Here is a 13,146-nt window from a genome sequence, read left to right as displayed (position 1 = left end):
GGGCTATAAAAGTGGGACTCGAAGATATTCTGGCCGAGCAACTCGCGGTGATTTTTTGCGGGATCAATCCGGGGATGATGGCGGCAGCCCAGGGTCATCATTTTGCCGGCCGGGGCAATCGCTTCTGGCGCACGCTGCATCTGGCCGGGTTTACCCCGGAGCAAGTGCATCCGGAAAATGATCGGTCAATTTTGCAATACCACTGCGGATTAACCGCCGTGGTTGACCGCCCAACGGCGCGCGCAGATCAACTGTCGTTAAAGGAATTCACTGCCGCCGCCAAGGACTTCGAACAGAAGATCGCACGCTATGCCCCGCGCTTCGTGGCGTTTCTCGGCAAAGCCGCGTATGGCGCGTTAACCGGTCAACGGGACATTGCGTGGGGGTTGCAGCCGAAGACATTTGGCGGCGCGGCGGTGTGGATTCTGCCTAATCCGAGTGGACGAAACCTGGCGTTCACCCTGGATCAATTGGTAGACGCTTACCATCAGCTCTATTTAGCCGCGATAAACGAAGCAAGACTCCGGTAGCATTACCCCAAAGGATCAATCCCGCTCAAGGAAGCTTCAATGCTGTTCACCCAACGCTCGACCCACACCCCGTTTCTGCTGTGCCTGGCGATCTTCATCACGTTCTGGCTGGTGCAGCTCAACGCGTTCAACATCATCGTCTGGAGCTACAACTTCTGCCATTTCCTGTACGGCTTGTGCGCCGCGTTGCTGTTGGGCTACGTGACGATTCCGACGAGGTTTTTCAAGCAGTCCCTGCGAGACAATTTTCACGCTCTGAAAACCGGCATCCCTTGGAGTCCATGGGGTGGCTTGATCATCGTGCTGTTCCTCTCGGCGTATAACGAGATGTACGTTGACCCGCGAGAAAACGGCATCCCGTTCAGTGCCGCCTACCAGAACTTTGTCGCCGACATGCTGGGCCTCGCGCTGTGCCTGACCCTCAGTCACTTCACCTTCCGCGACCGCTTGGGCAACACGCGAACGGACTATGCAACTAGCTCTGAAGTGGGCTCGATTCCCTCGGCCTGATCAATGCTGACTCATCAACCCATGCATCACCCCAAACCGTAACCCCGGCTCGGACGGCGTCATGTGCGAGATGCCAAACACCTTGAACGCCGCCAGCATGACCACCAGGCCGCCGGGCAGAATGCTCAACCGATGGGGTTGCAGCCCGGCCAACTTGAGCTGTTTGACGTGCCCGACTTCGAGCAGGCGCAGTGACAGGCGCAACAATCCGCCGTAGGTGATGCCGCTCTGGTCATCGTCGTTCAGGCCGTTGGCCTTGAGCACTTTGGCCAGCATCCGCGCGGTGCCGGACGAACCGATGGTCTGCTGCCAGCCCAGCGCGCGATAACGCCGGGCGACTTTCTCAAACTCCAGCGAGGCCACGCGCTCAGCCTCCAGCAGCGCCTGCGCGGTGATACGCCCACCCTGAAAATAGCGCGAACCGAAGGTGCCGCTGCCGATGGCAATGCTCTCGGTGACCAGCGGCTGAGTGCCCCGCCCCAGAATCAATTCGGTGGAGCCGCCGCCGATGTCCACCACCAGCCGCTGACTCTCGGCACCCGGCAGCGTATGGGCCACACCGGCGTACACCAGTTGCGCCTCTTCCTGCCCGGTAATCACGTCGATGCGAAACCCCAGATGCCGCTCGGCGCTGGCCAGGAACAGCTGCGCATTGTCAGCTTCGCGCACCGCGCTGGTGGCCACGGCCCGCACCCGGCACGACTCAAAGCCACGCAGCTTCTTGCCAAAGCGCGCCAACGCCTGCCAGCCGCGATCCAGTGCCAATTCGTCCAGCGCCCCACCCTGAAATCCTTCGGCCAGCCGCACCGGCTCACGCAGGGTTTTCACTTCCTGGATGACGAACTGTTGGTTCCGCCGGACCGACTGGCCGATCATCATGCGAAACGCATTCGACCCCAGGTCAATGGCCGCAAACAGAGAGGCGTCACCTTTCATGGTAGGGATTCCTGGCAGATTCATGAGCCCGCAGACGGAGCCTTGAAGACGGTTTGTGAAGAGCTTGCCACGGCATAGGTGACACGAAGATGACAGCGACTGCGCCAGGTCCTACAGCCGTTTCGTCACTACTTCGTCATATCTCCCGGAATACCATCGTCCGCGCCACCTTCCACGGGAGCCTCCGACCATGCTTGCCAATAACGACACCCTGATGCAGCGGATCCATCGCGAGCTGCTCGATCACAACGACGAAGAGCTGGAACTCGAATTACTGGAGGATGGACACAACCTTGATGAGCTGTTCGACGGGCACGTCGATGACGGCAGCGAGAAAGAAGAGAGACGGCGCTATTTCAGTGAACTGTTCCGCCTGCAAGGCGAACTGGTAAAGCTGCAAAGCTGGGTGGTCAAGACCGGGGCCAAAGTGGTGATTCTGTTCGAAGGACGCGATGCCGCCGGCAAGGGTGGCGTGATCAAGCGCATTACCCAGCGCCTCAATCCGCGGGTCTGCCGTGTTGCCGCCCTGCCCGCCCCGAATGACCGCGAACAAACCCAGTGGTACTTCCAGCGCTACGTCTCCCACCTGCCGGCAGCCGGCGAAATCGTGCTGTTCGACCGCAGCTGGTACAACCGCGCCGGGGTCGAAAAAGTCATGGGGTTTTGCAATGACGATCAGTACGAAGAATTTTTCCGCACGGTGCCGGAGTTCGAGCGAATGCTCGCCCGTTCCGGCATTCAGTTGATCAAATACTGGTTCTCGATTTCCGATCAGGAACAGAATCTGCGCTTTCTCAGCCGCATCCACGACCCGCTCAAGCAATGGAAACTCAGCCCCATGGACCTGGAGTCCCGCCGGCGCTGGGAAGCCTATACCAAGGCCAAGGAAATCATGCTCGAACGCACCCACATCAGCGAAGCGCCGTGGTGGGTGGTGCAAGCCGACGACAAGAAAAAGGCCCGGCTCAACTGCATCAACCACCTGCTCGGGCAAATGCCCTATGAAGAGGTCGAACAGCCGACGATCCAGCTGCCGCAACGGGTGCGCCAGGAAGATTACTCCCGCAACCCGACGCCACCGGAACTGATCGTGCCGCAAGTCTATTGAACGTCATCAATCTGTAACCTGACGACGTCAATACTCAGGGCATACAACGCGTGCTTTTTTTATGGCTGCCTTAACCGGCGGCTTTTTTTTGCCTGCCGTTCAGGGTGCCGGATAGCCTTCAACCTGATCCGGCCAAGCGGTCAACACTTCGTAGCCGTCATCCGTCACCGCCACCATGTGTTCCCACTGCGCCGAAAGCGACAAATCCTTGGTCACCACGGTCCAGGCGTCCGCCAAGGTTTTCACATGGCGTTTGCCGGCGTTGAGCATCGGTTCGATGGTGAAGATCATTCCGGTCTTCAGCTTCAGTCCTTGGCCCGGATAGCCGTAATGCAGGACCTGCGGTTCATCGTGATAGACCTTGCCGATGCCATGCCCGCAGTACTCGCGTACCACGCTGTAACCGTCGCGCTCGGCGACGCTCTGGATCGCGTGGCCTATGTCGCCCAGGGTCGCACCGGGGCGCACGATGCGGATACCGGCGCACATCGCTTCATAGGTGGTTTGCACCAGGCGCCGCGCCTCCGGGCTCGGTTCGCCGACGAAGTACATGCGGCTGGTGTCGCCGTACCAGCCATCCTTGACCACGGCAATGTCGATATTGACGATGTCGCCATCCTTCAGCACCTGGGGCGAAGGGATGCCATGGCAAACCACTTCGTTGACCGAGGCGCACACGGTTTTCGGAAAGCCGTGATAGCCGACATTACCGGGAATGGCTTTCTGCACGTTGACGATGTAGTCGTGACAGAGCCGATCGATGTCGTCGGTGGTGACCCCGGCCTTGATGTGCGGCGTGATCATCGCCAGCACTTCGGCCGCGAGTTTGCCGGCCACGCCGGACTGGGCGATTTGTGCCGGGGAATTGATCGGGACGCCTGCTTTCACTGCACGGTTCATTGCGCGGCTCCTGCGACGGCTGGCGATGCTTCGGCGAGTGCACAGACCTGTTGCAAGTCGAGGCCGCCGGCCTGTTCGGCACGGATCAGCAAACGGCAGATCGCGTTGTGATCCAGGTCGGGATGCAGCTCGGCGAGCATGCCGATGCGCATCCAGTGTTCGGCCTGAGCGTTGATCGAGCGGCTCAGCGCATTGCTGGCGACGCGCAGATTCTCGTGCATGTCTTCTGAAATTTTGACGATTCCCACAAATCCATCCGATATGAAATGCATACGAAACGTATACTACTTCAACTAAACGCGAGGTCGCAAACCCCGATAGCGTTTTTCCGTCCTGCGGCGCTTTCGCTTGGGCACAATCGATCTAAAAAGACTGGCCCGGGCCTGGGTCTTTTTGGCTATTCTGAAGTGGTAGGTGAAGACGCAGACTGATGCGCAAGAGGATAGCGAGAACGCGTGGGGCGCGCTCCGAAGGGTACACGGTTAGAAAGATCTCCGCGCTGAGATCCAGCCCTTATGCCGTGTGAGGCAGTAACGCACAAAACGTTGCTGTGAGAGGCCTGATAAATCTCGTAAGCCGGAGACCAGCACCGGCCACCTACTCAAATTCCAAAGCCCGCCTTGTGTGGGCTTTTTTGTGCCTGATGGCAGACCTGTGGCGAGGGAGCTTGCTCCCGCTGGGCTGCGAAGCGGCCCCGACGGCGGTTGCTGTTCAGGGTTGAGATAAATACCACCACCACCCAAGCGAGATAAATCCGGTCCATTCCGGGGCAGGCTGGCATTGATTGGGACAGCTTACGCAAAACCCTTGCACCCACCGCAAAATAAGCATCCCCGTCAGTCATCAACCGACGGGGCAAACAAATCATCGTCGACACCGACGGCAACGCCCAATCCGCCCAACTCGGCAGCTCACGCCGCCTCAAAACCATCTACCAAACCAACCTGCAAAGCGCCTACATGGTCGGCCGTAAAGCCAGCATGGAACAAAGCACCGACACCCACCCGTACTGGCGGGTCATCGCCATCCTCGACCACAGCGCACTCCACGGCCAAATCTTCCGCCACGACGACCCCATCTGGGCCACCATCTACCCACCCAACGGCTTCAACTGCCGCTGCCGCGTCATCGCCCTAAGCGAAGCCGCCGTCAAACGCCGAGGCCTGACCGTCATCACCAGCGAGGGAAGAACATCCACCGAAACAGTAGAGACCGGCACCCACAAACACACCGGCGAAATCCGAACCGCCACCGTCACCGCCGTCCGCCTCACCAACCCCCAAGGCCACACCGTCACCTTTCGCACCGACCCCGGCTTCAACCACGCCCCCGGTGCAGGTCTAGTCGCCGCCCTAAAACAAAAAGAGGCAGCGGCCAAACACCCATCCCCATAAACACTGCCGCCCCCGGTGGGAGCGAGCCTGCTCGCGAAAGCGGACAACCAGCCGCCCCAATCACCCAGGCAAAAACCCAATCCCTGTAGGCGCTGGCAAAGCCTGCGATCTTTTGATCCTGGCGCCCCCAAACCCCCAAAATACCCCCCCTGTGGCGAGGGAGCTTGCTCCCTCTGGGCTGCGCAGCAGCCCCAATCCAACCCAACCACCCACCGATCCCTGACAAACCACCACCCAAACCAAGCCCCCCATGCTCACCATCGAACTCAAATCCCAACACCTACAACACACCCTGCACCAAATTGAACAAGCCACCGGCAACCTCAAACCCCTCATGCAGGCCATCGCCGCCGAACTCGCTACCCAAACCGAAGAGAACTTCGAACACGAAGGCCGCCCCCAATGGCCCGAGCTATCCGATGTCACCACCGAACACCGCGCCAAAAACGGCCACTGACCCGGCCAAATCCTGCGGGTCAGCGCAGCCGGGCTCGCGGCTTCCATCACCACTCACACGACCGACAGTTCGGCTATGGTGGGCAGCAACAAACCGTATGCGGCGATGATGCAGTTCGGTGGAGAGCAGGCGGATTTTCCCCAACTGTGGGGTGACATACCGGGTCGGCCATATTTGCCGATGAAAGCCGAAAAAGATTTGCAACCTGAAACCGAGGAAGCCATTCTAATATTGTCGTTTGACTATTTATCGCGCGCGACGTGTATTTGACGACTGCTGTAGTGCATAGTAAAAAAATCCGCAAACCAAGGTATATCAGGTGAGTGTCTGGAGGGCATTACCAGCGCAGTCCGGCAAGAATGAGAACAGAGCCAAGGGCAATTCGAGCATGCGTTAATTTTTAGTCGTACAGAACATTAATTGGACCATAATCAACATGACAACAAAAAATGAATTTAACATTCCAATAGTTACACTCATCCCCCCGCTGACTTTAGACTGGGAAACGGATAAAGCCACCATCAAAAAAGCAGCTATGCAGCCTACCCCGGCAGACAAGTTCTACATTCTTGCAGCCGCAATTCAGAATTTTTTCAATATATTGACACATGGAAGTAAATCAGCGCCAAAGCACCCTCAAAGGTCAGGGCTTCTTCGCAAGGTTTATGACGAACTTTTTCCAATCGCCCATTTTGCAAAGCTGTATTTCGCTGAGTCAAATAATGTCTTGATCCAATGGTTTGACGGCAACCAAAATTTTGACGCAACTGTCAAGTATCAAAATGAATGTCTGGGCCGATCAGACATACGTTACTTGGAGGTTACCACTCTTCAGGATCGGGAAGATGCAAGGCAGCTCGAGGAGTTGTCCGAAGAAAAAACCATCACGACTGTCGTTGAATCAGAGCAGCAGAATCACCTTCGAAAGATCGATTTATTCGAGAAAGCCTTGAAGAAAAAGGGAGGTATAACCTACCCAGCCGATACAGCTCTGCTGGTGTATACCGACGAAGATAGATTTCGTAAGTGCTATTTTGGACTGCAACCGCCCGAAATTGATAAGAAAAAAGATTACGAAGCTGTACTTAATAAGTTGTCACATCTGCTAAAAGACTTTTCCCACGTCTTTGTTTACAGCAAGCATGAAATATACTGCACATGGTCGCCAAAATCGAATCAAGAAGAGTAACGTGCCGACCGATCGCAGGCCCTCACAAGGCCTGCGATCGCTAGAACCTCATCAGTCAAGCGCACTCTGTCAGATTTCTATTACCAAAAAGTGCCTAACAACATGTTTGTCTATCTTTAATGCCAGCGCGCGCAAAAATTTATTCGCTGCGTTTGCCTCGTTAAATTCTACCGTCAGTGTTTTCCCGTGCACCACGTTGTTTCTCAAGTCTCGATAAGAAGAAAAACTTGTTATGTCCGCAGCTGTAAGTTCCACACCAAAGCAATACTGTGCGACATGCGGTATTTGCGAGGCCTTCAAATCACTATAACTATTCCCAAGCTCCATGATTCCAAAAGCTGCGAATAATTCGGAAGGAAACCGAAAGTCCGTATGTTCGATTTCGTTCGTATATTTGACATACTTTAGGCTGTGACTTGGCTTTGCGTGCTCTCTAAGTTTATTAGCCGCATTTTTGGTTTTTTGATCTTCAGCAAAAACAAGATGCTGGTGCTGCCTTTCTCTCGCGCGCTCAACAAATGCCTCCTGCCCGCCATGAAACTTAAGAACTTCTGAAATTAAAGATTTGAAATATGCTTCGAAATAGCTGAAGGAGTTGATAAACATCAACTTTCCGAGATTCCTTCTGTACTCTGGTATGTATCCTCTTAACTGTTCAAAATTTGGATCACCCTTGAAGTGATCCGCGTCCGGGAGCTTAGGTGCACCACCTTTCTCGACAGCTTTTATGTAAGCATTTAAAGCGGGCACTGCGTGACAACACAAGACAGAAAAATCAATTGCAGATTGAATTTGCTGCTTTAAGATGAAGAAAGCGTTTGAATTGGTAATCATTCCCTGTTATCGTCCTGATGCAAGCATTGGTGTAATTGGTAACACACCCCGAGAAATTCCTAATAACCTTTGCTGCAGAGGTTATTTGGAAGGAGGAGTTCCTGGTTCGAGTCCAGGGTGTTTGTTCCATTCTTCAATATTTTGAGCTGCGAATAGCGCCAGATTGTTGATAACTAGCAAGCTCTACCTCCCGACTAGACTTTCTAAAGTCCGATATCTTAAAACATCGCACCATAAAACTGCTACGAATTTTCCGGTTCTATTTTGAGTAGTCTCTATAGATGTTGATCTCTTTCGCCGACCCTAGAATCGCTCGCCCCCATTGTCAAGTGATTTTCTCTGCGCACAAATTTGGCTTTGAGCTTTACACCTATAAAACTTGTTTAAGAGTTTTATTGGCGCCAGAGAGCTTATGGGTTTAGTGCAATCCTAGACGGTTTCTAGTCAAATCGGTCATAAATAGGTCTTCGCTAAAGCGATACTCTAGAGCCTTGGTTTCAATAGCTGTAATTTTGTGATATCGCAATGAGTCTGGAATGCAATAGAGTTTGGCTCCACTTACAGACTGGGTGATAACTGAAGCCTCTGCTAACTCCTCATGCTCCGAGTTGATCTCTTTGGCAGCAACAATACTGGCCTCAGGAAACAAAGCAATGTTAGTTCCGAGCTCTCCCGTTTGAACGGAGGGAAAGATCAGGCCATCGACTTGGCTTCCAAAACGAAGCCTCAAATACTCGAATACCACTTGACTTGAGAGGTATCTCAGTTCGTCATTGTAACCCTTAGGTTTGGACATTTTCTTTACGAGTGAACTCATGAAAGTTTTTAAATGCATTAGCTCGAGATAACCCTTATCTAAGAGTGAGAGGGTTGGAAACTCGATCTGGTCAAGCCTGGTTAGATCTAGAAACTTAAGAGAGGTTACGGGGGTCATTGCTATGCTTACTACGTTGTCTCCTGTAATGGAGCGAATTTCGCTTAAGCAAGTCTCTCGTTCTAATGAGCAATACATGGCGGAAATGCCATTGGGAGTCATTCGCTGGCTGCCAGCCTTTCCTTTAGGTGTGGGGCCAAGCTCGCTTGAAGGTGATCCAATAATTTTCATGATTTGCTCTCGAGTCGAAGCGGAGCGCGCTCGATAAACAGGTTCCCCTCGAATAATGGCTCTTATGCATTCATCTTTCAGATTACCGTCGTCTCCACAGAGGATGTTGAAAACCGAATCAAGGAACCCCTTGGTATTGGGATTAAAAAAACGATGCGAATGCTGAATATCATCGATGAAGTTTATCCATTTTGCTTCAAAAAAGTTCCTCTCCAGTAAACCGTCATCTCCGAAATATTGGCGGTCCATATTTCTACTATTGACTTTCATTTCTTTAGGCGCGTACGCATTTAGATCATCAAAATAAGATTCGTCACCCAGATTTGCCCACTCGGAAAGAACAATATCTAAATAATCAATCGGTATATCATCGGCCCCGCCTTCGAAAAGCATGCCGTATTCATATTGAGAGAGATCATCTTCCGTGGCGGTATTTTCAGAAACTCTACTTAATATATAATCAAATAAAAATTCAACACCCACACCAACACCATCATTCCCGCAATATTCACAGCTGACATAATCTCCACTTTCAGAAATTAACTTCTTAAGCACTTCAGGGGTCACGCAATTTATGCAAATCATTTTGTCTCCAAGTCCACTGGACTTAAAATTATCCATTTTTTTGTAATTTCAACTATAGAAAGTTATCACCTTCCGCGGCCATCCATAGACTCAAAGTGCGGTGCTGAGCTGAAGGAAACCAAATTGATCGACCATCCACAGAATGAGCGCTTACCCCCATAGAGTCAAAGTGCCACCCATTGCCACCCCAAACCCCCACCTGTCACCCTGCGCCCCGTTCAAAGGACCAGGACAAGGAATCAAGGATTGAGTGGCTACGTACCCAACCCGCCCAAGGGTTATCGCAACAGCGGTGTCGAACCCGTCGATACCAGCGCTCAGCACTGGGCGCAATACAAAGACCTCCCGCCCACGCCAGACGCAGCGCCCGACCCACTGGGCTGTGTTTTCGCCAAGAGTTGCAACCTGCCCGACGGCGAAATCAACCACACCAACCCATCGGGGTTTGTGCCCGTTGAAATGCTCGCCGATTACGGACTATGGGCCGTGTTGGCCACTGGGGCCGCAATCACCGCCCAAGGCACCTCGCTCCAACTGATAGGCGGCTCCGCAACCGGTAGCGCCATTGCCAAACGGCTGGGCGGCTCACTGACACTCAAATTGATATCCGGGTCTGGCGTGATGGCGGCGGGGGTTGCCGTGGGCACCGTTGCACTGTTAATACCCAACACCAGCCTTGCACCCGACAGTGCCTTCTACAAAGACGAACAGTACGCAACGCTGGAGGCGGGCCGTACACGCGTGCGCGTCAACGTAAAGACCTTGCCCGATGGCTCAGTCAACGCGTACGGGTTCTACACCGGTGGCAAAAAGGACTGGGAACAGGTCCCTGTCATCAAGGCGGATAAAGACGGCGAGAACTACGTTGCTGACCTTGGCAACGGCATTGGCCTGACCTGGACGCCCGCAGCCAGCCCCGACGGCGTCCTGGGTATCCCGGCACTCGAAGGCGCGCCGCAATTACCCCCCGTGTGGGTGTACCCACCCACGCCGCAATCTGACACGCTGCTGGAAAACCCAGCGCATCCCCCTGAGTTCCAGGATGCAATCATCTGGTTCCCTGACTCGGGCATTCAGCCGATCTACATCGTGCTCAGCACGCAGTTTGAGAAGAACAAGAAAAAGGGCAAGGCTTTCGAAGAGGCGTCTTACGGGGAGTACAGCAACACCAAGCCCGAAGCCGCCCGCGAGGTGACGCTTAAAACCGACAGCGGTGTTCGTACACGTATTGATATGATAGGCCGAGACGCGGACGGCGATATTTCATGCGTTGAATGCAAGTCATCTGACACCGCACCTCTTACCAAAAATCAGAAGGCCGCCTTCCCTGAAATTGAGAAAACGGGGGCAACCGTTGTAGGCAAAGGTAAACCCGGCTTCCCCGGCGGCACCAAAATACCCCCCACCAGAGTCGAAATCCTTCGACCTGACCCGACCCTCTGAGGGAGCAGACATGTCCATCGTAGAAACCAAAGTCGTCGACATCATTGCAGTACCCGAGTGGGAGCCCGACCACGTGATCCTGGTCATTACCGACCACCTCGAATGGGGCGATAAAGCCCAACAGGGCGAGCACCTTCTATTGCTTCAAGAGAAGATCAACACGTACATCGCCTTCATCGAAAGCGGCCAACTACTCGAGGACTACCCACCGTCCAAGGGCAAGCTCCCCATCATCCGCATTAACGGTCTATACGAGCTGCCGGAGCAAGGCGAGGTCTTCATCGACCGCGTGACCGAGGTGCTAAAGGGCGTAGGGATTGGTATGGAATTCGTGCTGAAAGACGATGAAGCCATACGCAATATGTAATCGACGTGGCGGCAAAGACGCTGGGCGCGATGTTGTTCGGTTTTTGCCGTGGTTAAACAGTTTTTTTGCGAGCGTTTAAAGACACTCGGTGTTACGTCATAAAAGGCTACAAGACCTTGCGTCGTTGCCTACGCGCACGCCAGAATTCGCTGGCTTGTGCGCTTTAACCTCGGCCTCTATCGTTTACCTGCCACTGCTCATCAGTGGTCGGGTTTAGTAGCCCATTGGTTTAGTAAGGTGCATGAGCGTCATTCAGTCAGGTAGCTCTATTCCTGTGCTTAATGGTGGCTGTGCGCAGGGCGCTCTCGGGCGCGCCGGTTTTACTAATCCTCCGGTCTACTAACCTGCACACAGCCGCCACCCTTCTTTTAGTAGAGAACGGTGCGACTCCAATACAGGATTAGGTAAACATGTTCAAAGTAACGCCCAACCCCCCACACACGGGTCCAGTACCCTACGACGCCTCTCTTGATCTTGACCCCAATAAAATGAAAGAGGCGGCCGACCGCGCGCTCAACTTCTACCTCAGCCCCGGGGCACAGAAAGAGCCGATACCGTCCCGCAGCCCCAGCAGCACTTTCCTCATCAATCCGGTGGCGACTGACGAAACGTTGTTGGTTCAGGCCTACGATTCGTTGTCATCAGCCAGCGTCATGGCCAGCGATTTCGCCGAACTGATGGAAGGCCCGCAGCGCAAGAGGATGCTGCTGTTGCAGCAGCTGATCACGATGGGTGAGATGGCGGTCAATCACGTACTGGACAACCACAAGCCTGGGTAGCAGCTAGGCACGCTAGTGAGGGGGCTTGCTCCCTCACTTCACTAATTGCTGATGGAACCCTCTGTGGCGAGCGGGCTTTTCCCCCGTTCGGCTGCGAATTAGCCGTAAAACCATTCAACTCAGTGCATCTGAAACATCGCGTTGCCTATGGCGTAGGCGTCAAAGGCTACATCTGCTATTTCGTGTTGAACCAAAACAGACTGATGAAAACGGCCAAAGCTAACCCGATAATGATGGTGATGGTGCGTTCTGGGCTTTGGATACGGTGCCTTCTAAAGGCCCAGCGCAATGGTCGAGCCTCCGCTCTTTTTTGCTCGTCCCTCAAATTCATATAGCCGTTGTGAAGGGCTGCGACCTTCGACTGTGCGGATTCTACTGCGTCCAAACGCTCCGCCAGGTAGTCGAACATCTTGTGTTCGACGATATTGCTCTTCCATGTCTCGACGATGGATAACTCCCGAACCTGCATCGGCAGTGAGACACCTTCACGCTTGCCCGAATCATGGTAATCAAATCTCAAACCGAACTGCTCGTAAAACCAGTTACGTCGCGCCTTATTGTCACCGCGTGCCTGTCCAATTAGCAGCTTGATAGGGTTAACTGAGGCGTCAGGCCACTGCTTTACCCACTCAACGATCTCGTTCATCAAATACGTGCCGACCCGTTGCCCGTATAACTCTGGCAGATCGAGACATACCGCACCGCTGGCCATCGAAGAAGAGGTGAGAGACACGGCATTGAAAAAACGCCAATAGCTGCCGTTAAATTCGCCGTGGCCACTCTCGTAGGACGATGGCCTGGCCGTGATTCTTCGATAGGACAGGCGGATCGTCGCCTCGCAAATTTGACCGTCGAGAGGGTCGCGTACGTACACCTCTTCTCGTTCGACGACGATCCAGCCAAGCGGCGGCTCTTCAACGCGCTCTTTATCTCTAATCTCCAGTACCAAAATGCGTGGCTTAACGCTCTGTCGTTCACGCCAAGACCTATCAAAAGAAGGCATTGCCAT

At 53.9% G+C, this 13,146-nt stretch carries 14 protein-coding genes and 2 pseudogenes; 10 read left to right on the top strand and 6 right to left on the bottom strand.

Going from position 1 to position 13,146, the window contains the following annotated elements; all coding sequences use genetic code 11:
* The first annotated feature begins 5 nt into the window (after positions 1-5).
* Together mug and HKK53_RS00470 are read left to right on the top strand one after the other, a co-directional pair.
* On the top strand, positions 6-530 hold the full coding sequence (gene mug, locus HKK53_RS00475; protein ID WP_169374142.1) for a G/U mismatch-specific DNA glycosylase: 525 nt from the start codon (positions 6-8) through the stop codon (positions 528-530).
* A 39-nt stretch (positions 531-569) separates the two neighbouring features.
* Positions 570-1,040, top strand: a complete 471-nt coding sequence (locus HKK53_RS00470; protein ID WP_169368813.1) for a hypothetical protein — start codon at positions 570-572, stop codon at positions 1,038-1,040.
* Here the strand turns inward: HKK53_RS00470 and HKK53_RS00465 are convergent, their stop codons facing one another.
* Complete coding sequence (locus HKK53_RS00465) at positions 1,041-1,976, bottom strand: Ppx/GppA family phosphatase (RefSeq protein ID WP_169368812.1); 936 nt, start codon at positions 1,974-1,976, stop codon at positions 1,041-1,043.
* A gap of 214 nt (positions 1,977-2,190) precedes the next feature.
* On the opposite strand from HKK53_RS00465, the gene ppk2 reads away from it, so the two are divergent.
* A complete protein-coding gene (gene ppk2 / locus HKK53_RS00460; RefSeq protein WP_429515947.1) occupies positions 2,191-3,084 on the top strand; it encodes a polyphosphate kinase 2 in 894 nt (297 codons plus the stop codon).
* Between the two features lie 99 nt (positions 3,085-3,183).
* Here the strand turns inward: ppk2 and map are convergent, their stop codons facing one another.
* Both map and HKK53_RS00450 read right to left on the bottom strand, forming a co-directional pair.
* A complete protein-coding gene (gene map / locus HKK53_RS00455; RefSeq protein ID WP_429527740.1) occupies positions 3,184-3,984 on the bottom strand; it encodes a type I methionyl aminopeptidase in 801 nt (266 codons plus the stop codon).
* A complete protein-coding gene (locus HKK53_RS00450; protein WP_169368810.1) occupies positions 3,981-4,232 on the bottom strand; it encodes a ParD-like family protein in 252 nt (83 codons plus the stop codon). The genes map and HKK53_RS00450 overlap by 4 nt, the downstream gene beginning before the upstream one ends.
* Positions 4,233-4,826: 594 nt before the next feature.
* Here HKK53_RS00450 and HKK53_RS00445 point away from each other — a divergent pair.
* The 3 genes and pseudogenes from HKK53_RS00445 (at position 4,827) to HKK53_RS00435 (ending at position 7,024) form a co-directional block, all read left to right on the top strand.
* On the top strand, positions 4,827-5,378 hold the full coding sequence (locus tag HKK53_RS00445) for a phage head morphogenesis protein (protein ID WP_169374140.1): 552 nt from the start codon (positions 4,827-4,829) through the stop codon (positions 5,376-5,378).
* 250 nt (positions 5,379-5,628) lie between these two features.
* Positions 5,629-6,105 (top strand): annotated as a pseudogene (locus HKK53_RS00440) (phage virion morphogenesis protein).
* A 166-nt stretch (positions 6,106-6,271) separates the two neighbouring features.
* Positions 6,272-7,024 (top strand): hypothetical protein, encoded by a 753-nt coding sequence (locus tag HKK53_RS00435; protein ID WP_169368809.1) that lies wholly within the window; start codon positions 6,272-6,274, stop codon positions 7,022-7,024.
* Between the two features lie 69 nt (positions 7,025-7,093).
* Here HKK53_RS00435 and HKK53_RS00430 read toward each other — a convergent pair whose 3' ends face one another.
* Positions 7,094-7,858: a HEPN domain-containing protein gene (locus tag HKK53_RS00430; RefSeq protein ID WP_169368808.1), complete on the bottom strand. Its 765-nt coding sequence runs from the start codon at positions 7,856-7,858 to the stop codon at positions 7,094-7,096.
* A 19-nt stretch (positions 7,859-7,877) separates the two neighbouring features.
* On the opposite strand from HKK53_RS00430, the pseudogene HKK53_RS00425 reads away from it, so the two are divergent.
* Positions 7,878-7,987: pseudogene (locus tag HKK53_RS00425) on the top strand.
* 289 nt (positions 7,988-8,276) lie between these two features.
* On the opposite strand, the gene HKK53_RS00420 reads toward HKK53_RS00425, so the two are convergent.
* Positions 8,277-9,584 carry an RES family NAD+ phosphorylase gene (locus HKK53_RS00420; RefSeq protein WP_237150648.1) on the bottom strand — a complete coding sequence of 436 codons (1,308 nt, stop codon included), beginning with the start codon at positions 9,582-9,584 and terminating at the stop codon, positions 8,277-8,279.
* 210 nt (positions 9,585-9,794) lie between these two features.
* On the opposite strand from HKK53_RS00420, the gene HKK53_RS00415 reads away from it, so the two are divergent.
* From HKK53_RS00415 to HKK53_RS00405, 3 genes are all read left to right on the top strand, one after another.
* Entirely contained in the window at positions 9,795-10,991 is a 1,197-nt protein-coding gene (locus HKK53_RS00415; RefSeq protein WP_169368807.1) for an S-type pyocin domain-containing protein, read from the top strand.
* Positions 10,992-11,001: 10 nt separating this feature from the next.
* Entirely contained in the window at positions 11,002-11,358 is a 357-nt protein-coding gene (locus HKK53_RS00410) for a DUF6572 domain-containing protein (protein ID WP_169368806.1), read from the top strand.
* A 410-nt stretch (positions 11,359-11,768) separates the two neighbouring features.
* Positions 11,769-12,137: a DUF6124 family protein gene (locus HKK53_RS00405; protein WP_169368805.1), complete on the top strand. Its 369-nt coding sequence runs from the start codon at positions 11,769-11,771 to the stop codon at positions 12,135-12,137.
* Positions 12,138-12,312: 175 nt separating this feature from the next.
* Here HKK53_RS00405 and HKK53_RS00400 read toward each other — a convergent pair whose 3' ends face one another.
* Entirely contained in the window at positions 12,313-13,146 is an 834-nt protein-coding gene (locus HKK53_RS00400; RefSeq protein ID WP_169368804.1) for a hypothetical protein, read from the bottom strand.

It is taken from the genome of Pseudomonas sp. ADAK7 (assembly GCF_012935675.1).
Classification (GTDB): domain Bacteria; phylum Pseudomonadota; class Gammaproteobacteria; order Pseudomonadales; family Pseudomonadaceae; genus Aquipseudomonas.
Note: the sequence above shows the minus strand (reverse complement) of the source record. Positions and strands in the feature narration are given on the sequence as shown.

Excerpts from the sequence above, each read along its gene's own strand:
- HKK53_RS00470 (WP_169368813.1), top strand. The coding sequence starts at position 570 with ATGCTGTTCACCCAACGCTCGACCCACACCCCGTTTCTGCTGTGCCTG.
- HKK53_RS00465 (WP_169368812.1), bottom strand. The coding sequence starts at position 1,976 with ATGAAAGGTGACGCCTCTCTGTTTGCGGCCATTGACCTGGGGTCGAAT.
- ppk2 (WP_429515947.1), top strand. The coding sequence starts at position 2,191 with ATGCAGCGGATCCATCGCGAGCTGCTCGATCACAACGACGAAGAGCTG.
- map (WP_429527740.1), bottom strand. The coding sequence starts at position 3,984 with ATGAACCGTGCAGTGAAAGCAGGCGTCCCGATCAATTCCCCGGCACAA.
- HKK53_RS00435 (WP_169368809.1), top strand. The coding sequence starts at position 6,272 with ATGACAACAAAAAATGAATTTAACATTCCAATAGTTACACTCATCCCC.
- HKK53_RS00430 (WP_169368808.1), bottom strand. The coding sequence starts at position 7,858 with ATGATTACCAATTCAAACGCTTTCTTCATCTTAAAGCAGCAAATTCAA.
- HKK53_RS00420 (WP_237150648.1), bottom strand. The coding sequence starts at position 9,584 with ATGGATAATTTTAAGTCCAGTGGACTTGGAGACAAAATGATTTGCATA.
- HKK53_RS00410 (WP_169368806.1), top strand. The coding sequence starts at position 11,002 with ATGTCCATCGTAGAAACCAAAGTCGTCGACATCATTGCAGTACCCGAG.
- HKK53_RS00405 (WP_169368805.1), top strand. The coding sequence starts at position 11,769 with ATGTTCAAAGTAACGCCCAACCCCCCACACACGGGTCCAGTACCCTAC.
- HKK53_RS00400 (WP_169368804.1), bottom strand. The coding sequence starts at position 13,146 with ATGGCAATGCCTTCTTTTGATAGGTCTTGGCGTGAACGACAGAGCGTT.